Origin of the sequence: Corynebacterium aurimucosum (assembly GCF_046895345.1) — a bacterium.
GTDB lineage: Bacteria > Actinomycetota > Actinomycetes > Mycobacteriales > Mycobacteriaceae > Corynebacterium > Corynebacterium aurimucosum_G.
Genome location: NZ_CP160096.1, coordinates 843,686 through 865,718, shown reverse-complemented (window position 1 = coordinate 865,718; position 22,033 = coordinate 843,686). Strand labels below are relative to the sequence as shown.

The window sequence follows — 22,033 nt, the reverse complement described above, 5'->3', positions numbered from 1 at the left end:
ACCAGCCCGGAAGCCCGTTATGGCTTCCGGGCTTTTACCGTAGCTACCAGCACTAGTGCTAATGTCGTAAGTGGCACTGTAGCTGGTGCACAGTGATTCACTTCACTGTTTCTCACACTACGGATCGTTCGGCACGTACCTGCCGATGGAGGAGTTTTTGCTATGGCAACCGTAACGTTCAAAGACGCATCCCTGACCTACCCGGGAGCAAAGGAACCTACCGTCAAGAAGTTCAACTTGGAAATCGCCGACGGCGAGTTCCTCGTCCTCGTCGGGCCCTCTGGCTGTGGTAAGTCCACCACGCTGCGCATGCTAGCCGGTCTGGAAAACGTCACTGACGGTGCCATTTTCATCGGCGACAAGGACGTCACCCACGTTGCACCGCGTGACCGTGACATCGCCATGGTTTTCCAAAACTACGCTCTCTACCCACACATGACCGTGCGCGAGAACATGGGCTTCGCGCTGAAGATCGCCGGCAAACCCCAAGACGAGATCAATAAGCGCGTCGACGAAGCCGCCGCTACCTTGGGCCTGACCGAATTCCTTGAGCGCAAGCCGAAGGCCCTGTCCGGCGGTCAGCGCCAGCGCGTGGCCATGGGCCGCGCTATTGTTCGCAACCCGCAGGTCTTCCTCATGGATGAACCGCTGTCTAACCTCGATGCCAAGCTGCGTGTTCAGACGCGTACCCAGATTGCAGCCCTGCAGCGCAAGCTTGGAGTTACCACCGTCTACGTCACCCACGACCAGACGGAGGCCTTGACCATGGGTGACCGTATCGCAGTGCTGAAGGATGGCTACCTGCAGCAGGTTGGCGCGCCCCGCGAGCTTTATGACCGCCCCGCCAACGTCTTCGTCGCGGGCTTCATCGGCTCCCCAGCCATGAACTTGGGCACCTTCTCGGTGAAGGATGGTGACGCTACCTCTGGCCAAGCTCGCATCAACCTTTCTCAGGAAACTTTGGCAGCCATGACGCCTGAGGATAATGGCCGCATCACCATCGGTTTCCGCCCAGAAGCTCTGGAGATTATCCCGGAGGGCGAGTCCACGGATCTTTCCATCCCGATCAAGCTCGACTTCGTGGAAGAACTTGGTTCTGACTCCTTTCTCTACGGCAAGCTGGTGGGCGAGGGCGACCTCGGTTCCTCAAGCGAGGACGTCCCCGAGTCCGGCCAAATCGTCGTCCGCGCTGCGCCGAACACCGCGCCGGCTCCGGGCAGCATTTTCCACGCACGCATCGTGGAGGGTGGCCAGCACAACTTCTCGGCGTCGACTGGCAAGCGCCTTCCTTAAGCCCACATGCCGGCTGCCCCGCGGCACGTACTGAATAGGGCAGCTCTAGCCATAATCAGCAGAAAAGGTGGAGTGATTCACCATGAAAGAGTCCATGAGCATCACCTCGTCGACGTACGCGTCGGCACTGCTGACGCTGCCCTGGGACACGCCCTTGGAGCAGTGGCCCGATGATCTCATCGCCGCATTGCCCAGGGGTATCTCCCGGCATATCGTGCGGTTCGTGGGGATCAACCGCGGCATCGTCGCGGTCAAAGAAATTGGTGCGCGTACCGCCCACCACGAGTACAAGATGTTGCGAGAATTGCAACGCCTTGGCGCGCCCAGTGTGCGGCCCGTTGCCGTCATCACGGGACGCCATCCAGCAGAGGAAAGCTATGGAGAGCTGACCGCGGCTTTGGTGACCGAGCACTTGGAATTCTCCTTGCCGTATCGCGAGATTTTCTCCCGCCACCTCACGGTCATCGAGGCGGAAAAGCTCATCCGCGCCCTGTCCGTGCTGTTGGTGCGGATGCATCTGCTCAACTTCTACTGGGGCGATGTGTCACTGTCCAACACTCTCTTTCGGCGCGATGCTGAAACCTATTCCGCCTATCTTGTCGATGCCGAGACAGGTGAGTTCCAACCCAACCTCTCCGAATCACGCAGGCTTTACGACGTCGACATTGCCCGCGTCAACATCATCGGGGAGCTCATGGACCTACAGGCGGGTGAATGCTTAGATAAGTCCATCGATGTCATCGCCCTAGGAGGTCTCGTCGAAAGTTCTTATCTTGAATTGTGGACGGAGCTCACCGCTGAGGAGGCCGTGGATGCCAGTGAGTACTGGCGCGTCTCCGAGAGAATCGACCGCCTCAATCAACTGGGCTTTGACGTAGGGGAGCTCAAGGTCACTAAGGACGATTCGAGACAGGTTGTGCACATTCGCCCTGTGGTGGTGGATCCAGGCCACTATCGTGCAGAGCTGTTGAGCTTGACCGGACTGAGCGTCGAGGAACACCAGGCCCAACGCCTGTTGGGCTCGATCCAGGCCTATCAGGCCGTCGAATGCGGACCGCATGTGGGTCTTACCCAAGCCGCGCATCTCTGGATGACGCATGAGTATGAGCCGACTATCGCTGCCGTGCCCGAAGAGATGCTAGACAAGCTTGAGCCGGCACAAATCTTCCACGAGATAGTCGATCACCGTTGGTTCCTCGCCCAGGAAAGGGGAGAGGCTGTCACGCTCGCGGAGGCCACGGCATCCTATCTGGCGTCTGTATTACCAGCCCGCCGTGCTGAGGCCCGGCTCCTCAACACACCCCCGGCAGACGAGGACTTGTCATAACCTCTCGCGTATCCCAACAACGCCCGCAATCTCAAATCCAACCGGACTTTTTCAACTGTTTTTTATATGTATTTCTATGTTTTAGGTCCGATTGCCCCATAAATGGGGAGGGCTTCCATGCCCGAATATGGATATGGTCACAATCGGGTGTTTTGTGTCCGAATTCTTTTGAATATGTGGAATACCTCACTAGGATGGAAGACAGGCTAACCAGTTCATAGTCGGACTACGATCCGCTATGAAGCACTTGGTGGCGCTGGGAAGAAGCCTTCGTTACGGGAGGTCTCCCAGACACAACCGAATACGAGCCGGGTATCTATCCTCGGCCCACCATCCCGCTTTTCATCAAGAAAGATGAGGACCTCATGAAGCGTCTTACTCGCATCGCATCCATCAGCATGGCTTCCATGCTTGCCGCCGCAAGCCTCGTCGCGTGCTCAGGCTCCACTGATGAGGAAGGTGATGTTTACTTCCTCAACTTCAAGCCTGAGCAGGACGCCGCTTACCAAGAGATCGCCAAGGCCTACACCGAAGAAACCGGTGTCAAGGTCAAGGTCGTTACCGCCGCCTCCGGCTCTTATGAGCAGACCCTCAAGGCGGAAATCGGTAAGGATGAAGCCCCGACTCTCTTCCAGGTCAACGGACCTGCTGGCTTCATCACCTGGCAAGACTACATGGCAGATATGTCGGACACCGAGGTAGCTAAGCAGCTCACCGACGACATCCCACCGCTAACCACCGAGGACGGAGAGGTACGCGGCGTCCCGTTCGCCGTCGAGGGCTTCGGCATCATCTACAACGACGAGATCTTCGACAAGTACATCGCCACCTCCGGCGCGAAAATCAAGTCCACGGATGAAATCAAGAGCTACCAAAAGCTCAAGGAAGTCGCCGAGGATATGCAGGCAAAGAAGGACGAGCTCGGTATCGAGGGCGCCTTCGCCTCCACCTCACTGACCTCCGGTGAAGACTGGCGTTGGCAGACCCACTTGGCTAACGCTCCGATCTGGCAGGAGTACCAGGACAAGAACGTCGAGGACACCAACGAGATCGAATTCTCCTACAACAAGGAGTACAAGAACCTTTTCGACCTCTACCTTGATAACTCCACCGTAGAAAAGTCTCTTGCACCTTCTAAGACGGTGTCTGATTCCATGGCCGAGTTCGCACAGGGCAAGGCCGCCATGGTTCAGAACGGTAACTGGGCATGGTCCCAGATTTCCGAGACCTCTGGCAACGTGGTCAAGGAAGACAAGATCAAGTTCTTGCCCATGTACATGGGTCTGCCAGACGAAGAGAAGTACGGCATCAACGTCGGCACCGAGAACTACCTGGGTGTGAACTCTGAGGCCTCCGAGGTCGACCAGCAAGCCACTAAGGACTTCGTGGATTGGCTGTTTACCTCTGATGCTGGCAAGGAGCACGTAGTGAAGGACCTTGGCTTCATCGCACCGTTCGAAAGCTACACCGCTGAAGACACCCCGAATGACCCCCTTGCTGAGCAGGTCGCGGAAGCTATCGCTAACGAGGATCTGACCACCTACCCGTGGAATTTCCAGTACTTCCCGTCGCAGCAATTCAAGGATGACTTCGGCCAGGCCTTGTCACAGTACGCCTCCGGAACGCTGAAGTGGGAGGACGTCGTCAAGCAGTTCAAGGACAACTGGGCTGCTGAGAAGGAATCCAACTGGGGTTAAATCTTTAAAGTCCCAATCCCCTCGCCAAACGTCTTCCGGCACTGGAGGGCGGGGAGGGGAGTAGGTGAGGATTGTGGCCCACGCCGGTAGCACGTGCGCGACTGGTTCTCCGCATCCTCAGCCTCCTCTCCTCGCCGCCTTCCCGCTAGGACACGTGTGGCACCACCAGAAATTAAGGTTTCACCACCATGCAAGCAACGCTGAAGAAGTACTTCCCAGTCTTTGTCTTGCCCACCCTTCTGGCATTCATGATTGCCTTCTTGGTGCCGTTCATCGTGGGTTTCTTCCTTTCCTTTACGAAGTTCACCACCATCACCAACGCCAAGTGGGTTGGCATCGACAACTACGTCAAAGCTTTCTCCCAACGCGAAGGTTTCATCTCAGCCTTCGGTTTCACTGTCCTCGTGGTCATCGTCTCCGTGATCACCGTCAATGTCTTCGCCTTCCTCCTGGCGTGGATGCTGACCCGCAAACTTCGCGGTACCAATTTTTTCCGCACAGTCTTCTTCATGCCGAACCTCATCGGCGGCATCGTGCTGGGCTATACCTGGCAGACCATGATCAACGCCGTGCTCTCGCACTATGCGACGACGATTAGCGCGGATTGGAAGTTTGGCTATGCCGGCCTCATCATGCTGCTTAACTGGCAGCTGATCGGCTACATGATGATCATTTACATCGCCGGCCTCCAGAACGTCCCGCCCGAGCTCATCGAGGCTGCCGAGCTCGACGGTGTCAATAAGTGGGAGATGCTGCGCCACGTCACTATTCCGATGGTCATGCCATCCATCACCATCTGCCTCTTCCTGACTTTGTCGAACTCCTTCAAGCTCTTCGACCAGAACTTGGCGCTGACCAACGGCGCTCCTGGCGGGCAAACTGAGATGGTGGCGCTCAACATCGTCAACACGCTCTTTAACCGTATGAATGTCGAGGGGGTCGGCCAAGCCAAGGCTGTCATCTTCGTCGTCGTTGTGGTCGTCATCGCTTACTTCCAGCTGCGCGCGACCCGCTCCAAGGAAATCGAGGCTTAAGTTATGACTACCAGCACTTCAGCGCAGGCCGTTCCGGCCTCGAAGAAGAAGGATCACCAGCTTCCCTCGGATAATAAGACTCGGATGTCTGGCGGCGCCAAGTTCGTGGTCTACGCCATTCTGGCGTTCTTCACCATCGTCTTCCTCGGGCCGATCTTCTTCATCTTCATCAACTCCTTTAAATCCAAGTTCGCTATCTCCTCCGATCCTTTCTCGCTTCCCATCGGTGAAACCTGGGTCGGCTTCGAGAACTTCATGGTGGGCTTGACCAAGCAGGGATTCTTGGAAGCGACCTTGTGGTCCTTCATCATCACGATCTTGTCCGTCATCGTCATCGTGTTCTTCTCCGCGATGACCGCCTACTACATCACGCGCGTCAAGACGTGGTGGACAAACCTTCTGTACTACCTCTTCGTGGTCTCCATGATCATCCCCTTCCAGATGGTCATGTTCCCGACGGTCAAGATTGCAGACATGCTTCACCTCAACAACCCGATCGGTATCGTGGTGCTTTACCTCGGTTTCGGTTCCGGTCTGTCAGTGTTCATGTTTGCAGGCTTCGTCAAGTCCATCCCTCTGGATGTCGAGGAAGCCGCGATGATCGACGGTTGTGGGCCGATCCAAAACTACTTCCGTGTGGTGTGGCCCATGCTCAAGCCAACTGCTATCACCGTGGCCATTCTCAATGCCATGTGGGTGTGGAACGACTACCTGCTGCCATACTTGGTCATCGGCCTGTCCACGCGATACAAGACCATCCCGGTGGTCATCCAGTCCTTCGTTGGCTCCAACGGTAACCGCGATATGGGTGCCATGATGGCCATGTTGGTTCTCGCCATCATCCCGATCGTCATCTTCTACTTCTCCACGCAGAAGCACATCATCGAAGGTGTGGCTGCCGGTGCCGTGAAGGGTTAAACCGGTGCGATAGGTTAGAAAACCATGAATCGCATGCTCGGCCCCGAATCGAAGTTCTATGCTGCTCTGAGTCTCTTCGCTGACCTAGTCATCGTGAATGTTCTCTTGGTGATCACGTGCTTTCCCGTGTTCACCGGGGGAATGTCCTTGCGCACCGCCCATGCGGTGACCGGGCAGATGGTCCGGGAGGAAGGTTCTCGCCGCGGCTCGGCCTTCGTTCGGGGCCTTCTGACGCGTCCCGGGGTCAACACCGCATGGTGGCTGATTTGCCTCGCCGTCGCCGCCTTAGCCGCGTATGAATTCGCCATTATTGCCAAGGCAGATCTGGGTTCAATGGGCCTCATACTGCGCGCAGCCTTGATCTCGGGGCTTATCGTATTGGGCTGTGTCAGCGTATGGTTCTTCCATCTCGATGCACCGGGGCTCGGATTCCGTCAAAGAAGCACACAGGCGATAATGAAGGCGGTAGGGAACCTACCGCGTACTCTATTGGCAGTATTGCCTGGCATAGTGCTTGTTCTGTACCCCGTCTTTTTCCCAGCGCAGTGGGGAGGCTACCTGTTCTTCCTCGCGGTGCTGGGCCCAGCTCTCGCGGTCTATCTCGCTGAGTTGGCTCTGCAATGGCCTGAGCTCAATTCACAGTCGCCCGATAGCCTCTCCGCGTAGCTCACTGTCAGCAAGCTGAGTGGGCAAGATAGCTTAAAAAGAGAAATAGGGTAGCGGTATCCACATCATCGTGGATCCGCTACCCTGCAGTCTTTGTGGGCTTCCTAGAAGCCCTCTAAGCTTCGCCTTCTTCCTGCGCCTTCTGCTCCTTGAGCAAACGGGCGGCCGCGCGGCGACGAGAACGAAGATTCTCAATACGCTCGGTCAACAGCTCATCCAGCTCCTCAATGGAGCGGCGCTCGCGCAGCATGTCCCAGTGGGTCCGCGGTGGCTTCACGGGCTTAGACTCGACGCCTTCGCCTTCCACCAGGGTGCCGAGTTTTCCGTTCTTACACATCCACTCCTCGGGGATCTCCGCATCGTCAGCGAAGGGCACCTCATAGATGTCGCCGTCTTCGGTGCGGTACTTCACCATTTGGCGTGGGGCCAAGTCGTGGTCGCGGTCGGTTTCGTAGCTCACTGCGCCCATGCGGCTGCCACGGAGTACGCGATCTGCCATGCAACATCATCCTTTTCACGTGTTGAGGTAGGGAAGTGATCAGGGTCGACCCATATCACCCAGAGAACTATCATTATAACGAACAGCCCACTGCCTTTGTTCCCACCCTCGGTTTAATGGGCTAAGGTGTGTGAGGTGATTGGTACACAGGATCCGCAGCCCGGAAAGCCAACAAGGCGCGGCTCGGCTACCTGCCAGTGGTGCGGCAAAGAGATCGCCCAGGGCGGCCGAGGAAGGCCTCGCAAGTTTTGCTCGCCCTCGTGCAAGCAACGCGCGTACGAACAGCGCCACAACGTCGCAGGGACGCCTATTCCAGCCAACGCTGTGATCTTGACTCCGGAGAAGGCCGACCGGCTTCGTGACGGCCTCTTCGAGCTTCGATGCTGTGCCGAGGACGTCGCCACGGCGGCGTCGGAAAGCTCCAGCGCTGAAGAAATGGAAGAACTGTGTACCGAACTGGTCACATTGGCTCGCAAGCTTGAGGAATTGAGATAGCACATGAAATCTGTACTAGGCAACCGCAAACTGATTGTCAGCATCTTCGTGATCCTGATTGTGGCCTCAACGGCACTGGCCCTTGGACCGCTGGCGTTCTCTTTAATCATGGGCCGTGGCGTCCAGACCGAGCCGATCAACGCGGATAAGGTCCAAGCCGCAACAACGGACGTCGACGGCGAATGGCAGGTGGCGCAAGGTTCGGCACATAACCACACCTCAGCAGGATTTACCATCGACGAAATCCTCCCGGCAGATAAGCGCACGACGTCTGGTTCCACCAAGCACGTCACCGGCCAGGTGATCATCCAGAACGGTATCGTCGAGAAAGCGCGCATCGCCGTGGACATGTCCTCCTTGACCACCGATAAAAAGGTGCGCGACCAAAACATGAAGACGAAGCTCTTTGAGGTCTCAAAGTATCCAGAATCCACCTTTACGTTGACCGATCCGGCTGATGTCTCCGCCGTGCCTGACGACGGCTCACTGGTTACCATCCCGCTCACAGGTGACCTCACCATCCACGGTCAAACGAAGAGCGTGACGCAGGACTTCCAGGTGGTCCGCGATGGTGACACCATCATCCTGGGCGGCGATATTCCGGTTAACCGTCTCGACTACGGAATTGAGACTCCAGAGATGATCGCCGCGCGAATCTCGGAAACCGGCGAGATCAATGTCCGCGTAACTTTTGAGAAGAAATAGCTACGGTTCCTTATGAAATATCGCCATCTCATTCCAGTCCTGTGGATCCGGCTCGTCGTGCTCGCAGGCTTCGGCATCTTCATTTGGGCCCAAGACATGAAGCTCCTCGCTGCCTTCTCAGTGCTACTCGTAGTCCTTTCGGCGGTCCAGCTGGTGATCGCCTACCGTCAACGCTAAAACTCGCCCTCGGTACGGCCACAGGAACATAGGCCAATTACGTAACTGTGACTATATTTGGGCGATAAGAGGGCTCAGCTGCGCGACAAGCAGGGGATGCAGATCGGGAACGCCAAGAGTTGTCAGTGCAAAACCCCGCACACGTACAGTGCATTACTTGACGCCAATAAAGAGCACGCAAATGGACTGCCCGGAAGCAGGAAGCCGCGCATCAACAGAAGAGTGTCATACCGCAACAACAGCGCAATTTAGGAACGGTAAGCATTCCAGAAACTGCAAGGCGGATGTCCCGGCACCTAAGCACCAAGCGGCAGCAAACTGGAGACAGTACGCCCATTACAGTGCCACAACAATCCGCGGACACCGGCACCTCACAGTCAAGGACTGAACCTGAACCCGGCCAGGTTTAACCGAAAGACCACGCTTGGCCCACCGCTTTAATCATAGTCCGATAATGTACATTATGTCAGATAATCGACGCGCCCACTTCCCACCCAGCACAAAACTTGCCCAAGAAGAATTTTTCACCCATTGAGACTTTCATTTCATTGCGTGGGACGGTAGTGTTTCCCTCACAACCAATCGACCTATCGAAATAATCAAGGAGGGCGCCCCTCACATGACCGCCGTCAGCACAACACCGCCAAAAGCAGCGGCCCCAGCACAGCAGCTCACCAAACGTGACCGTGTGCGTGTGGCCGTGGCTTCAACTATTGGCACGACCATCGAGTTCTATGATTTCTATATTTATGCTACGGCAGCCGTAGCCGTCTTTCCTTTCCTCTTCTTCCCGAAGACTGAGGATCCGACCGTTGCCCTGCTGCAGTCCTTTGCAACCTTCGGCCTTGCCTTTATCGCTCGACCACTGGGCTCACTGCTCTTTGGGCACTTCGGCGATCGCATCGGCCGCAAGGCCACGCTCGTTGGCGCACTCCTGACGATGGGTATTGCCACCTTTATCATTGGCATCCTGCCTACCTACCAAACCGCAGGCATTATCGCGCCAGCCCTGCTGGCCCTGATGCGCTTCTGCCAAGGTTTGGGCCTGGGCGGCGAATGGTCCGGTGCAGCTTTGCTCGCCTCCGAGACCGCGAAGGAAGGCAAACGAGCTTTTGCCGCCATGTGGCCGCAGTTTGGCGCACCCTTCGGCTTCCTACTGGCCAATGGCTTCTTCCTGACGCTCGTAGCCACCATGGATTACTCGCGCGGCGATACCACCGGCACCTTCATGGAATGGGGCTGGCGCCTGCCCTTCCTCGCCTCTGCTGTGATGGTGCTCATCGGCCTCTACGTCCGCTTGCGTCTGGAAGAAACACCGGTTTTCCAGCAGGCCGTTGATGAAGGCAAGAAGGTCAAGACCCCTATGGTGGAGGCTTTCCGCACAGCATGGAAGCCGATGATCATCGGTACCTTCGTCATGGTCTCTTGCTACACCCTGTTCTACCTGGTCACCACCTGGATCCTTTCCTACGGTATTGGCGATAAGACCAAGGGGCTGGGCTTGGGAATCCCCTACCTGGAGTTCCTGGAGATTCAGCTGATTTCCATCTTCATGTTCATCATCGGTATTCCGGTGTCCTCCATGCTCTCGGACAAGTACGGACGCAGGCCGATCTTGACAATAACCTCGCTTATCATGATTGCCTTCGGCTTCAGCTTCCCGTACTTCTTGGGCATTGCGCACGCTGACCGCAACTCCGTCCTTGGGTTCCTGGTCGTTGGCATGTTCATCATGGGCCTCATCTTCGGCCCTATGTCCGCCGTTCTCCCAGAGCTCTTCCCCACCAACGTGCGCTACACCGGCTCCGGCATCGCGTACAACGTCTCCTCTATCCTCGGCGCCGCCGTGGCCCCGTTCATCGCAACGTGGCTCGTAAGCACATACAACGTGAGCTACGTGGGCTACTACCTGGTTATCGTTTGCTTCATCTCCCTCATCGCTATCCTCATGATGCAGGAGCTGAAGGATCAGGATCTGTCCCAGGTTTAGGTCTTTAGGTACAAGCATCTCCCCGACTCTTTCTAGTGTGAAGCACCAAGGTCGGGGAGATTTTTATTGCGGCGTTGCGGGCTCTACTCACATCGCCTTCATCTGACACCGCCTGCGGGCGCCATTCATGGGCGGTTGTGCCCCACTGCTGCCAAAAGTGCAGACCTGGAAGTGCAGACACGCTGGTCGCCGCCAAGCACTGCCTGGCGCTTTACGACGCCCAACCTGCAAGTCTGCACTTCCAGGTCTGTACATATAGAAATAGGTGACCGGCAAAAATGTGCCAACCACCTATCACGAGCTCTTCATCCACTCAGCCTGCCTAGAAACTACGCAGTAACAGCAACTTCACCGGCCTTCGCATCATCCTCGATGGATTTACGGCGCACGATGGCGGAGAAGATCGCACCAGTAATGTTTGCCCACACCGCGGCGACCACACCCGGAATCGCTGCCTCAGGAGTGAAGAACTGCAGCGCCAATGCCGAGGCCAGACCGGAGTTCTGGGTCGCTACTTCAATGGCCGTAGTGCGTGCCGCTGCCTCGCGCTGGCGAGCAATTTTCGCCAGATAGTAGCCGAAAAGAAATCCGATGAGATTCTGGATAGCCACGCCCGCGAATACCACGAGACCAACGGTGACCAGCTTGTCCTGAGATTTCGACACCACCGCCATGACCACGCCGCCGATTCCGGCAATGGCCACCCACGGCAACGCCGGCAGAACCTTGTCCACAGCTTTAGTAGCAATCACGCGCAGCAACAGACCCAGGCCTACCGGAATGAGGACGGTCTGGACCAGCGACCACATCATGCCGGCACCATCGACCTCTGCGGTTTATCCCGCCAACCACAGCATGAGCACCGGCGTCATGATCGGCGAGACGAGGGTTGACACCGAAGTCATCGCCACCGACAACGCCACATCGCCCTTAGCCAGGTAGGCCATCACATTGGAGGCAGTACCGCCGGGCACAGAGCCAAGGAGGATGAGGCCGACAGTGGCGGCGTCGGAAAGCCCTAGCATTTTTGCCACGAGCACAGCACTCGTCGGCATGATGGCAAATTGACAGATAACGCCCAAGAAGATGGGCAACGGTCGCTTCGCCACCAGGGACAGGTCCGGAATAGTCAGGGTAAGGCCCATGGAAAACATGATGACCATGAGCAACTGCGAGGTGTACTGCCCCACCGGCTCAAAGGTGCTGGGGCTCACAAAGGCGACAATGGCGCAGGCAATGATAACGATGGGGAAGATGTAAACGGCAAGTTTCTCGCCGGTCTCCCCTTCTGTGCGCGGGTTCGTCATGGTGTTTCCTTTCCAGAATGTGTCTCATTATGTGAATTGAGTATCCCATATGATGAACCTCACGTACCCGGTTTGGCCGAGATTTACTGTCAAGCGATAGATTAGAAATATGTCCAAGCTTTTAAGCCCCGATTCCTCTCGTTTCTCCCGCCCAGCCGGCACCACGAGCCAGGCCGACGCAGTCCCCGCACGCTTCAAGAACGGCTCTCCCGCCGAGCTGGTTGCAGATATGGAAGCTATCGTCGGTCAAGAGAACGTGCACCGCCGACTGAGTGACCTCGTGCGCTTCTCCTCCGACGCCGGCCCTTACCGCTCCATCCCGAACATCGTGGTCTCCCCTCGCAACGCCGCGGACCTCGCTGCACTGATGAAGTACTGCGATACTCACGATCGCCACATGACCTTCCGCGCAGCAGGAACGTCGCTGAACGGCCAGGCCATGGGCGATGACATCCTCGTCGATATCAAAACCCACTTCGGCGGCATGGAGGTGCGCGAAGAAGGCCGCAAGCTGTGGTCGCGCCCCGGCGTCATTTTGGGCGATGCCCAGGCGGTACTCTCCCGCCACGGTTTCATGCTGGGGCCGGACCCGGGATCCACGTCCGTGTGCACCATCGGTGGCGTGCTGGCCGATAACTCCGGCGGCATGCGCTGCTCTTTAGAGCGCGATAGCTACCACAGCATTGAAGAGCTCATCTTCGTCTTGCCTTCGGGCACCATCGTGGATACATCGCGCGGTGATGAGGCCTTCCGAAAGAAGGAGCCGAAGCTCCACGCCGATCTACTGGCCTTCCGCGACAGGTTGCGCGCCAACACCGAGATAGTGGAGTTCCTGCGCACCAAGTTCTCCATCCGCAACACCAATGGACTGCGAATTGACGCCTTCCTCGATGAAGACGAACCCGTGCACATCCTCAAGCGCCTCCTCATCGGTTCCGAGGGTATCTTCGGTGCTATCACGGAATCCGTCATCCGCACGGTGAAGCTACCGCGTGTGAAGGCCACGACGTGGGTCGAGCTGCCTAACCTCCGCGATGCCGCAAACTACGTGCACCCCATCATGGAAACCGGCGCCGAGGCCTGCGAGCTTCTCGTCGCCCCCGTGATGCGCCGCTCGGCCGAGCATTATGCACACGCGCCAGAATCGTGGCGCAATCTCGACGATGACGCCGCAGCACTTCTCGTCGAGGTCGGCGGCAGCGACGAGGCGGATTTGGACAAGGCCATGGATCGCCTACGCACCGTGCTTGCCGACGCCCCACTACTCCGCCCCCTCGAATTCCTCACCACCGCAGAGGGTATGCGCGGTGCGTGGGAGCTGCGCAACGGCCTCTATGGCCTGCTGGGCGCGGACCGCCCGAACGGAACAGCGTATATCACCGAGGATGTCTGCTTCCCACCGTCCCAGGTTGGCGAAGCCGCAGCGGACCTGTTGGACCTGCAGGCTAAGTACGGCTACCCGGAATCCGTCATGGGGCACGCGGCTTTTGGCAACCTGCACTTCTTCTTCACTCCGCGCTTCGACGTTGAGGAGGAGCGCGAGTCCTATGCCGCGTTCTTGGATGAGTTGGCCGAGCTGGTCATCGATAAGTACCAGGGCTCGATGAAGGCCGAGCACGGCACGGGTGTGAACATGGCTCCCTTCTTGGAGCACGAATGGGGCACGGAAGCCTTCGAGCTGTTCTGGGAAGTCAAGAACATGATCGATCCCAAGGGCATCCTTGCACCGAACGTGAAGCTCACGCGCGACCAGACCATCCACCTACGCAACTTCAAGTCCTTCCCGAAGGTCGAGAATGAAATCAACCCGTGTGTGGAGTGCGGCTTCTGCGAGCCGGTCTGTCCCTCCCGCCACGCCACGGTGACCCCGCGCCAGCGCATCGTGCTGCGCCGCGAAATGGCCCGGCAGCAAGAAGGCTCGGAGGTCCTAGCGCAACTACAGAAGGAGTACCAGTACGACGCAGTCGACATGTGCGCTGCCGACGGCACCTGTTCTATCCCCTGCCCGATTAGCATCGATACAGGTGCGGTCATGAAGCAGCTGCGCGCGCAACAGGCTACCCCGGCCCGTGAGAAAGTAGCACTGACGACGGCACAGCGCTGGGAACTGGTGGAAAAGCTTGCCCGCGCTGGCATCATCTCCGCCAACAAGATCCCCCACAAGCCCCTCGAGCTGGGCGCCAACATGGCTCGCAACGTGGTAGCTCCCGACTTGCTGCCCACCGTCCCGGGGCCGCTTCCGAAGGCCGCATCGCGTCTTCCGGAAACCACGCGCGAGGGCGCTGGCGCACTCTACTTCCCGGCCTGCATCAACCGCATCTTCGGCCGTCCAGCGGGTGCGGCCAAGGATTCGGTGGATCTGCCGCGTGCCATCGTGGAGCTGGGACGCCGTGCTGGCCAGCCAGTGTGGATCCCCGACGATGTCGCGGGCGATTGCTGTGGCACGCCGTGGTCTTCCAAGGGCTACAAGGAAGGATTTGAGTACCAGGCTCAAAAGATTGTGCGTGACCTCTGGCACTGGTCGGAGCACGGCCAGCTGCCCATTGTGGTCGATGCTGCCAGCTGCACCCACGGGTTACTTGATTCCGTTCCTGAGGTGCTCTCCCCTGCTGACCGCAAGCTTTGGGAGGATCTGCGCATCCTCGATGTCGTGGAATGGCTACGCGATGAAATCGCCCCGCACCTGCCAATCGTGAAAAACATGGGCAGCATCGCCGTACACCCGACCTGCTCGACTGACCACATGGGGGTCAGCCAAGCGCTCGTTGACCTGGCAAACCTCTGTGGCTCTGCCAAGGTCCCGGAGGGCGCGATGTGCTGTGGCTCCGCCGGTGATCGTGTCATGCTGCACCCGGAGCTCGTCGAGTCCGCCACACGCGAGGAACGTGCTTCACTCGACGCGGAGCACTTCGACGCCTTCGTCTCCGATAACCGCACCTGCGAGATGGGCCTGGAGATGATCTCCGGGCGGACCTATGAATCAATCGCAGTGCTGTTGGAGCGGGCCTCCCGTCCGGTCGTCACTCCATAGCAACGCGCCGGTGGCAATACTCCTCGTCAGGAGCTCTGCCACCGGCGCAACAGATGTGGTGGAGCCGGTTTAGAGATAGTCGTAATTGATTTCGGTGTCCGGGGCGAAAAACACGCACCCGCCCTTCATTGGGCGCAGATAGATTGTGTCGCCCTGGTGCACGTCAATGCCGCGCGGCACCTTCACTGTGATCCGGTCACCGCGGACCACGGTTCCGTCATTGGCCGACTCTTCGCGGCCACCATAGACGTACAGCTCGGAGCCTAAGTGCTCCACAATATCCACCCGAACCGGTATCCCATACTGTTCACCTGGCTGGTTGACGCCAACGATGTCCCAATTCTCTGGGCGCACACCAACGAGGACGTGCTCCGACCCTACCTTCGCGGCCTGCTCCTGTGGCATGTAATAGTCCAGCGCGTGGTCTTTGCCGCTGACGACGCGGCCGTCAATGAAGGGGACGTTGTCGATGAGAGTCATAGCCGGCGAACCGATGAACGTCGCGACGAAGGAATTACCGGGGTTCTCATACAGTGTCTTAGGCGCATCGACTTGCTGAATAATGCCCTGTTTGAGAACACACACGCGATCACCCATGGTCATTGCTTCAGTTTGATCGTGAGTGACATAAACCGTGGTGGTGTTGAGCTCGCGCTGCAGTTGAAGGATCTGCGCACGCGTGGATACGCGGAGCTTCGCATCCAGATTGGACAGGGGCTCATCCATGAGAAAGACCTTGGGCTGGCGCACGATAGCGCGACCCATGGCCACACGCTGGCGCTGGCCACCTGACATTGCGGAGGGCTTGCGATCGATAAGATCTTCCAGCTCCAGCATTTTCGCAGCGAAGCTCACACGCTCTTCGATGGTTGCCTTATCCACCTTGGCATTTTGCAATGCAAACGCCATGTTCTGACGCGCTGTCATGTTGGGGTATAGCGCATAGGACTGGAACACCATGGCTACATCGCGGTCCCGCGAGCGGGTCTCGGTAACGTCGGCCCCGTCGATGAAGATCTGGCCTTCGTCGATTGGCTCAAGGCCAGCGAGCATGCGCAACGTCGTAGACTTGCCGCAACCAGACGGTCCGACGAGTACCAGAAACTCGCCGTCCTTGATATCGAGGTTAATGCGGCTGACCGCCGGTGGCTTCTTCGGATCATAAATCCTGGAAGCTTGACGGAATTCAACAGTAGCCATGGTGTCCTTTCAAACGATCCGAAGTGTTACTTGAGCTTCGGGGTGATGTCGCGGTCGATAACGCTCTGCGTCTCCTCTTGCAGGTCACCGAATGCGGACTCCACGTCCTCATTGCCCACAGTGATGCGGTCAAGAACGCCACCGATGCGCTGTCCACCGCCCGGTACGAAGACGCGAGCGTAATCCTGCGGCTTGGTGTTCTCGTTGAGCTGCTCGATTGCCGTCTGGGCGTTCGGATTCTCCTCCAAGAACTTCTTCTCCTCCGGATCATCCAGGGCGTCCTTGCGCACCGGCATGTAACCCGTCTTCTGGGAGAACTTGATGGTGTTCTCGGTGTTCGTCAGGAAGTCAATGAACTTGACCGCGTTAGCCTTGCGTTCGTCAGAAATTCCAGCCGGCACGGCCAGACCAGCACCACCGGTGGCTGCCGAAGGACCAGGGCCTGGCAGGTAGGTGGTGATGAATGGAATCGTCGCCGTCTCCTTCAGGCCGCCAAGGGAACCGGTGGACTCCAGCAGACCAGAGGCCTTGCCAGAGCCGAAGGCTACGGTCGGGTCAGTGGAGATTTCGATGTGACCGGCCTTGACCTGGTCCTGCAGGAATTTACCAGCCTCAATGGACTCCTTCGACGTAAAGTTCGGTTCCCACTCATCAGAGTAAGAGCCGCCGAAGGCCCAAATCATGCCCTGGAAGTACCAGTCGAGGTAGTTGGATCCATCCGGGACAGTGACGGCCGGCTTATCGAGCTTGTCCTTGATCTTGGTGGCCCACTCGTCGAATTCTTCCCAGTCCTTCGGGCCACGGTCGGTCGGAAGGCCAGCCGCCTTGAGGTCATCGGTGTTCCAGTACATCAGGTTCGTGGAGCGGGAGTACGGAACGCCGTAGTGCTTGTCCTTGTAGTTGTAGTCATCGCGCAGGGTGTCGACGTAGCTCTCATAGTCAATGTCGTTCATCTCCCACAGCTCATCGAGCGGCGTCGTGGCCTCATTCAGTGCAAAGTTGAACCACGTGACGTCAGAAGCAACGAGGACGTCGGGAAGGTCGCCACCTGCGAGGGCAGCGTTAAAGCGCTGTGCAACTTCCTCGTAGTTGGAGCCTGCGGTGACCAGTTCGACCTTCAGATCTGGGTTCTCCTTCTCGAATTCATCAATGAGCTCTTGTTCTATATCACGGGAGGAACCCGGGTGGTTGGACCAGAAGGTGATGGTGTTGGCGTCGCCGCCGTCCTTTGAGTCGTTCCCTGCGGTGGTCGAACCACCTGCACAGGCGGTCAAGGACATGGTGGTGAGAAGCGCCGCGCAAGCGGCAACGATACGAGTAGAAATCTTATGAGACATGGGGAGGTTCTCCTTGAGAAGTGAAGAGTTGGGTGGACTTGTTTGAGTTGGGCGTCGGTATGGCAGGCAGGCTAGCCCTTGACTGCTCCAGCAGTCAGGCCCTTAATCATCGGCTTCTGAAGTATGAGGAAGATGATGATCATGGGCAGGGTTGTCAGCACTGTGCCGGCCATCACCGGCGCCCAGTTGGTCACGCCTTCCGCATCCTGCAAGCGGGTCAGGCCCACCGGAAGGGTGGCTGCAGCCGGTGTATCCGTAATCAGGAAGGGCCACAGGTATTGGTTCCACTCATTGACCACGGTGATCAGGACGAACGCGGACAGCGTTGGCCACGACATGGGCAGGACCACTCGGAACAAGGTGGTGAAGAATCCTGCCCCGTCCATGCGCGCGGCCTCGAGAATCTCCGGCGGCAATGATTGGAAGTGATTGCGCATGAGGAAGGCACCGAACGCCACGCCCGCCAACGGGATGATGACTCCAGCGTAGGTGTCTCTCCAACCCCATGACGCAACCAACGAGTAATTGGAAATAATGGTGATCTGGTTGGGCACCATCAGCGAGGCGATGATGAGCAAGAAGAGCAGATTCCGGCCGGGGAAGCGAATGAATGCGAAGGCATAGGCAGTCAGCACTCCGAGGACTACCTCCACCACCGTGAGAATCAGCGTGATGATGATGGAGTTTCTCAGATAGCTCGAGAAGCCAGAAGTCTGCCAAACATAGGAATAATTTTCTGCCTTGAAAGGATTAGGCCAGAAGGAAATCGGGTCCGAGTACACATCCTGGAAGGACTTAAAGCTGGTGATGAAGATGAAGTACAGCGGCACCATAATCATCAGCACTGTCAGTACCAAGGCAATGTAGCCGACGACCTTCGTTGCTGGGTGACCATGATCAACCGGCTCACCTTTACGCTTGCGTTGGGCCTCGGTGATAACTGGTGCTGCGAGGGACTGCGAACCAGGAACCGGTGGCAGCTCTCCCTTCGCTTGCGGGAGCCCCACCTTGATGGAAGCCGGGGTTGCACGTTTTTCGGACATTTACTTGTCCATCCTTTCCTGCAACTTAATCTGCAACACCGTAATGACAAGCACGACGAGGAACATGATGGTGGCCACGGCAGCGCCATAGCCGGCACGGTTGTTGATAAACGTCTCTTGGTACACCTGGAAAACCATCGTGGAGGTTCCGTAACCAAACGGTCCACCGCCGGTCATCGCGTTGATGATGTCGAAAACTTGGAAAGAATTGAGCAGCACGGTGATTAACAGGAAAAACGTGGTTCCGCGAAGCTGCGGCAGGACCACGCGGAAGAAATGGCGCGCGGCCGGGGTGCCGTCAATCTCAGAGGCCTCATCGAGGTCGCGCCGGCGCCCCTGCAGGGCAGCAAGATAGATGACGAAAACGTAGCCGACGTTCTTCCACACGTAGGTCACCGTAATCATGAACAGTGCCCAGTTCTGCTGCTGGTAGAAGTTCGGCACATCGACCCCGATTAGGCCCAGGAAGTATTGGATAAGACCGTAGTTGGGATCGAAGACGAACTGAAAGGCAACGCCAATCGCTGCGCCCGCGATGACATAGGGCGCGAAAACAATTGAGCGCACAGCCGCACGGCCGAACAGCTTCTGGTCCAGAAGCAATGCCAGCGCTAGCCCCAGCACCATCGAACCGACCACCGCGAAGAAGGTGAAGACGACAGTGTTGAACACCACGCGTCCAGTATCTGGCGCCTGGAACCAGTCGATGTAGTTCTGCAGACCGACGAAGGTCATCGTCGGCGATGAAATATTCCAGTTAAAGAAAGAGATGCGGATGTTATCGACCAGTGGTCGATAGGTGAAAAGAATGAGAAGGAGAAGGTTCGGGCCAATCAGCAATGCCGCTAGGCCGATCTGGCGCCAGTCGAGCTTTCGCTTGCGTGGGTGGCGCGCGTACTCCTCGGAGACGATCGGCTTTTCGGTAACAGGAGGGATCGTAGCCGTTCGCCCGCTCGCGGGGATGGTTTTTGCCATGCAGAAGAAACTAGACCAAGGCAGTAAACAGAAAGTTTACTCAACGTTTTAATTGAATAAACAAAAAGCTAATTCCAGGGGCCTAGCCCTCCAAAAGCATTCCCTGCGCGTGGGGAACGTCACACGAAGCACGGCAGAAAGAACTCCACAGAAACTCCCGGGTGAGAGAGCGCCGCTATCTTTACAGCTAGACCTTTTTGCCATGAACACCACGGCTACGGGCGTAGTTGGGCGCTAACTCGCTGGGCACACAACGTCGAGTGCTAGCTCTGGCAAGTCCGTTGCCATGAGCTCTACCCCGTTGTTACGGCACCACTCCATGTCTTTCGGTAAATTCACCGTCCATACGTAGGACTGACTGTCGACGCCTGTAAAGAAGTCAGCTTCCAACCGCGCCTGGCGAATGGAAGGCCCGAAGCCCGAAGCGCCCTCGAGAGAATCTGGTAGTCCCGCATCCGGTTCCAAGAGAAGAAAGGATCGCAGGGATGGCAATAGGTTTCGGAATCGCACAATTGCCTCAGGGTTAAAGGAAATCAGGCTGAACCGTGGATCGGCATCGAGATGTCGGTTGCGCAGGACTTCGGCCACCGACTCTTCGAGTCGCGCCCCGAAAGGAGACGGGTGCTTCGTCTCGATAAGCAGCTGCTTTCCGGGGTACGACTCGATGAGGTCCACAAGTTCGTCGAGAAGCAGGATGCGTTGGGGATCCTCGTGGGTACCAAAGTTGAGTGTGCGCAGCTCCTCCAGTGTCATGTCACCGACAGAGCCGGTGCCATCCGACGTCCTATCCACAGTCTGGTCGTGGATAACCACTACCTCCCTGTCCTTGGTCAGGTTGACGTCGCACTCCACACCGGCCACATCAAGTTTGAGAGCCTCCTCGAAGGCACGATACGTGTTCTCCGGGTACCAACCGTTATATCCTCGGTGCGCGATAATTCCTATGCGGTCTGCCATGTTCTTTTCCTCCGGGCCGCAAAGTGGTTGTGCTTCTGGCACCGCCCAGTGTAGACCGCTAACGGCGGCCCCCGCGGTTGCGGTGGGTCGCCACCACGTGCACCGAATCCAGCATTCCTAAGGTGAGCAGCGCCTCACGGAGCGCAAATTGGAAAGTCCAGAGGCGGCGGAAGACCTGGTCAAAACCTGCCGCCCCGGCTTCGCGGTGCCGGCCGTCGAAGAAGCTGCGCTGGTAGCGAAGCGTCTCTAGATAGTGGCTTCCCGTGTGAGTTTGCGCCACGATCCGTAGATTGGAGCGTCTATCGAAAAGCTGGTGGGTCTCTTCCAACGTCGGATAGTCCAAGCCCGGCCAGATATACGCTCGCAGAACCTGAATCGCGGACCGGGCGGCCGGGGTCATCGCCTCGGTGGCAAAAAGCGAGCCCAAAGCCACTCGCCCACCGCTGACCAGCGAGCGATCCAGCATCTGCACGTAACGCCGGCGCTCGGGGGGCGATAGCGTCTCCAACTTCTCCACACTGACAATCGCGTCATAGCGCCCGCGCCACTGCTTCGGATTGGGCAACGCTGTTTCGATGCCCTGCACATGGACAGAGTCAGCGGCTCCTTCAAGGAGTAGTTGTTCGTCGAACAGCGCCTGCTGCTCAGCATCCCCCGTAAGGACGTCAACGGTGGCGCGCCGGGCAACGGCTTGAATTGCTACCTGCAGACCAGTCGCCGGATAAACCAGAAGATGTGTGCCGGCGCCGGTGCAGGTGGCGTCGAGAAGCCACTGTGCAGCGCGGCGCTGCGCATCGCCCAAGTCATCACGGTCGGTGTGCGTCGGCTCGGTCACGCTTGTCACATCGACGAAGTGCTCTTTGGGTTCTTTGCTCCCCACCCGCGCACTATAGCTGCGCACCGCTTCACGCACCGTTGTGGGAACACCGCTAGCAAAGATGCCGCCCGAATGGCTGAGGGAATCACCCGCGTACAGTTTCACCACATCAAGAGGCAGCTCGCCGGGGCTCGAAGTCTCCACCGCAAGCTCTTTCACTTTCGGCCGATAGCCCACCCCCAGCAGCCGCAGGAGAACCTTGACCAAACGATCGGAATCGGGCGTCGTCCACTCCCCTGCCATATAAGACTCGGCCAAGCCCAGCCAGCCTGAATCGGCGATGCGGGAGAAGAGGGCGTCATGAAGCACGGCTAGATCTGGGTCCTCGCCGTCCAACTCGACCCCAGCTTTGGAACACGCCTGCGCAAATTCCGCCTCCGACCGGTCGCTTTTGAAACGCAGCAAGCGTGGAGAAGGGACGGTGGCCACGCCCGGCCACGCCGCAGCGTCAATCGAAGCCAAGTGGGAATACACGCTCTAGCCAGCCTTCCTCATCGCACGCACG

The 22,033-nt window shown here is 57.8% G+C and carries 18 protein-coding genes and 1 pseudogene; 11 read left to right on the top strand and 8 right to left on the bottom strand.

All coding sequences use genetic code 11. From position 1 onward, the window contains the following. The first annotated feature begins 162 nt into the window (after positions 1–162). The 6 genes from ABZS45_RS04220 (at position 163) to musI (ending at position 6,935) form a co-directional block, all read left to right on the top strand. Positions 163–1,293 (top strand): ABC transporter ATP-binding protein, encoded by a 1,131-nt coding sequence (locus tag ABZS45_RS04220; protein WP_412100767.1) that lies wholly within the window; start codon positions 163–165, stop codon positions 1,291–1,293. A gap of 82 nt (positions 1,294–1,375) precedes the next feature. Further along, positions 1,376–2,620, top strand: a complete 1,245-nt coding sequence (locus ABZS45_RS04215; RefSeq protein WP_412100766.1) for a DUF4032 domain-containing protein — start codon at positions 1,376–1,378, stop codon at positions 2,618–2,620. A gap of 365 nt (positions 2,621–2,985) precedes the next feature. After that, entirely contained in the window at positions 2,986–4,317 is a 1,332-nt protein-coding gene (locus ABZS45_RS04210) for an ABC transporter substrate-binding protein (protein ID WP_412100764.1), read from the top strand. Positions 4,318–4,505: 188 nt separating this feature from the next. After that, a complete protein-coding gene (locus tag ABZS45_RS04205) occupies positions 4,506–5,351 on the top strand; it encodes a carbohydrate ABC transporter permease (protein ID WP_144013207.1) in 846 nt (281 codons plus the stop codon). A gap of 3 nt (positions 5,352–5,354) precedes the next feature. Then, on the top strand, positions 5,355–6,269 hold the full coding sequence (locus tag ABZS45_RS04200; protein WP_412100762.1) for a carbohydrate ABC transporter permease: 915 nt from the start codon (positions 5,355–5,357) through the stop codon (positions 6,267–6,269). Positions 6,270–6,293: 24 nt separating this feature from the next. After that, the gene (musI, locus tag ABZS45_RS04195) at positions 6,294–6,935 is read left to right on the top strand and encodes an ABC transport system MusEFGK2I component MusI (protein WP_412100761.1); all 642 of its coding nucleotides are present in this window, start codon (positions 6,294–6,296) and stop codon (positions 6,933–6,935) included. A gap of 115 nt (positions 6,936–7,050) precedes the next feature. Here musI and ABZS45_RS04190 read toward each other — a convergent pair whose 3' ends face one another. Then, positions 7,051–7,434 carry an RNA polymerase-binding protein RbpA gene (locus ABZS45_RS04190; RefSeq protein WP_010186588.1) on the bottom strand — a complete coding sequence of 128 codons (384 nt, stop codon included), beginning with the start codon at positions 7,432–7,434 and terminating at the stop codon, positions 7,051–7,053. 135 nt (positions 7,435–7,569) lie between these two features. Here ABZS45_RS04190 and ABZS45_RS04185 point away from each other — a divergent pair, with 135 nt between their 5' ends. From ABZS45_RS04185 to ABZS45_RS04170, 4 genes are all read left to right on the top strand, one after another. Beyond that, positions 7,570–7,929, top strand: a complete 360-nt coding sequence (locus tag ABZS45_RS04185) for a hypothetical protein (RefSeq protein ID WP_412100760.1) — start codon at positions 7,570–7,572, stop codon at positions 7,927–7,929. 3 nt (positions 7,930–7,932) lie between these two features. Beyond that, positions 7,933–8,634 (top strand): YceI family protein, encoded by a 702-nt coding sequence (locus tag ABZS45_RS04180; RefSeq protein WP_412100759.1) that lies wholly within the window; start codon positions 7,933–7,935, stop codon positions 8,632–8,634. Between the two features lie 12 nt (positions 8,635–8,646). After that, entirely contained in the window at positions 8,647–8,811 is a 165-nt protein-coding gene (locus ABZS45_RS04175; RefSeq protein ID WP_412100758.1) for a hypothetical protein, read from the top strand. Between the two features lie 619 nt (positions 8,812–9,430). Further along, positions 9,431–10,801, top strand: a complete 1,371-nt coding sequence (locus ABZS45_RS04170) for an MFS transporter (protein ID WP_412100757.1) — start codon at positions 9,431–9,433, stop codon at positions 10,799–10,801. A gap of 329 nt (positions 10,802–11,130) precedes the next feature. On the opposite strand, the pseudogene ABZS45_RS04165 reads toward ABZS45_RS04170, so the two are convergent. After that, positions 11,131–12,108: pseudogene (locus tag ABZS45_RS04165) on the bottom strand (bile acid:sodium symporter family protein). Between the two features lie 109 nt (positions 12,109–12,217). Between ABZS45_RS04165 and ABZS45_RS04160 the strand changes: the two are divergent. After that, positions 12,218–15,139, top strand: a complete 2,922-nt coding sequence (locus ABZS45_RS04160) for an FAD-binding and (Fe-S)-binding domain-containing protein (RefSeq protein WP_412100756.1) — start codon at positions 12,218–12,220, stop codon at positions 15,137–15,139. 69 nt (positions 15,140–15,208) lie between these two features. Here the strand turns inward: ABZS45_RS04160 and ABZS45_RS04155 are convergent, their stop codons facing one another. The 6 genes from ABZS45_RS04155 to ABZS45_RS04130 all read right to left on the bottom strand — a co-directional run bounded on the left by ABZS45_RS04155 (position 15,209) and on the right by ABZS45_RS04130 (position 22,002). Then, positions 15,209–16,339, bottom strand: a complete 1,131-nt coding sequence (locus tag ABZS45_RS04155; protein ID WP_412100755.1) for an ABC transporter ATP-binding protein — start codon at positions 16,337–16,339, stop codon at positions 15,209–15,211. 26 nt (positions 16,340–16,365) lie between these two features. Beyond that, on the bottom strand, positions 16,366–17,676 hold the full coding sequence (locus tag ABZS45_RS04150; RefSeq protein WP_412100754.1) for an ABC transporter substrate-binding protein: 1,311 nt from the start codon (positions 17,674–17,676) through the stop codon (positions 16,366–16,368). A 71-nt stretch (positions 17,677–17,747) separates the two neighbouring features. Beyond that, entirely contained in the window at positions 17,748–18,719 is a 972-nt protein-coding gene (locus ABZS45_RS04145; protein ID WP_412100753.1) for a carbohydrate ABC transporter permease, read from the bottom strand. Continuing rightward, positions 18,720–19,694 (bottom strand): carbohydrate ABC transporter permease, encoded by a 975-nt coding sequence (locus ABZS45_RS04140; protein ID WP_070717805.1) that lies wholly within the window; start codon positions 19,692–19,694, stop codon positions 18,720–18,722. A gap of 234 nt (positions 19,695–19,928) precedes the next feature. Continuing rightward, complete coding sequence (locus ABZS45_RS04135; protein WP_412100752.1) at positions 19,929–20,651, bottom strand: glycerophosphodiester phosphodiesterase; 723 nt, start codon at positions 20,649–20,651, stop codon at positions 19,929–19,931. Between the two features lie 58 nt (positions 20,652–20,709). Then, positions 20,710–22,002, bottom strand: a complete 1,293-nt coding sequence (locus ABZS45_RS04130) for a class I SAM-dependent methyltransferase (protein WP_412100751.1) — start codon at positions 22,000–22,002, stop codon at positions 20,710–20,712. Positions 22,003–22,033: the final 31 nt, after the last annotated feature.

Bases quoted from the DNA above. Each gene is read 5' to 3' on its own strand.
- ABZS45_RS04210 (WP_412100764.1), top strand. From the start codon at position 2,986: ATGAAGCGTCTTACTCGCATCGCATCCATCAGCATGGCTTCCATGCTT.
- ABZS45_RS04175 (WP_412100758.1), top strand. From the start codon at position 8,647: ATGAAATATCGCCATCTCATTCCAGTCCTGTGGATCCGGCTCGTCGTG.
- ABZS45_RS04140 (WP_070717805.1), bottom strand. From the start codon at position 19,694: ATGGCAAAAACCATCCCCGCGAGCGGGCGAACGGCTACGATCCCTCCT.
- ABZS45_RS04150 (WP_412100754.1), bottom strand. From the start codon at position 17,676: ATGTCTCATAAGATTTCTACTCGTATCGTTGCCGCTTGCGCGGCGCTT.
- musI (WP_412100761.1), top strand. From the start codon at position 6,294: ATGAATCGCATGCTCGGCCCCGAATCGAAGTTCTATGCTGCTCTGAGT.
- ABZS45_RS04160 (WP_412100756.1), top strand. From the start codon at position 12,218: ATGTCCAAGCTTTTAAGCCCCGATTCCTCTCGTTTCTCCCGCCCAGCC.
- ABZS45_RS04200 (WP_412100762.1), top strand. From the start codon at position 5,355: ATGACTACCAGCACTTCAGCGCAGGCCGTTCCGGCCTCGAAGAAGAAG.
- ABZS45_RS04215 (WP_412100766.1), top strand. From the start codon at position 1,376: ATGAAAGAGTCCATGAGCATCACCTCGTCGACGTACGCGTCGGCACTG.
- ABZS45_RS04170 (WP_412100757.1), top strand. From the start codon at position 9,431: ATGACCGCCGTCAGCACAACACCGCCAAAAGCAGCGGCCCCAGCACAG.
- ABZS45_RS04190 (WP_010186588.1), bottom strand. From the start codon at position 7,434: ATGGCAGATCGCGTACTCCGTGGCAGCCGCATGGGCGCAGTGAGCTAC.
- ABZS45_RS04220 (WP_412100767.1), top strand. From the start codon at position 163: ATGGCAACCGTAACGTTCAAAGACGCATCCCTGACCTACCCGGGAGCA.
- ABZS45_RS04205 (WP_144013207.1), top strand. From the start codon at position 4,506: ATGCAAGCAACGCTGAAGAAGTACTTCCCAGTCTTTGTCTTGCCCACC.
- ABZS45_RS04180 (WP_412100759.1), top strand. From the start codon at position 7,933: ATGAAATCTGTACTAGGCAACCGCAAACTGATTGTCAGCATCTTCGTG.
- ABZS45_RS04155 (WP_412100755.1), bottom strand. From the start codon at position 16,339: ATGGCTACTGTTGAATTCCGTCAAGCTTCCAGGATTTATGATCCGAAG.
- ABZS45_RS04145 (WP_412100753.1), bottom strand. From the start codon at position 18,719: ATGTCCGAAAAACGTGCAACCCCGGCTTCCATCAAGGTGGGGCTCCCG.
- ABZS45_RS04135 (WP_412100752.1), bottom strand. From the start codon at position 20,651: ATGGCAGACCGCATAGGAATTATCGCGCACCGAGGATATAACGGTTGG.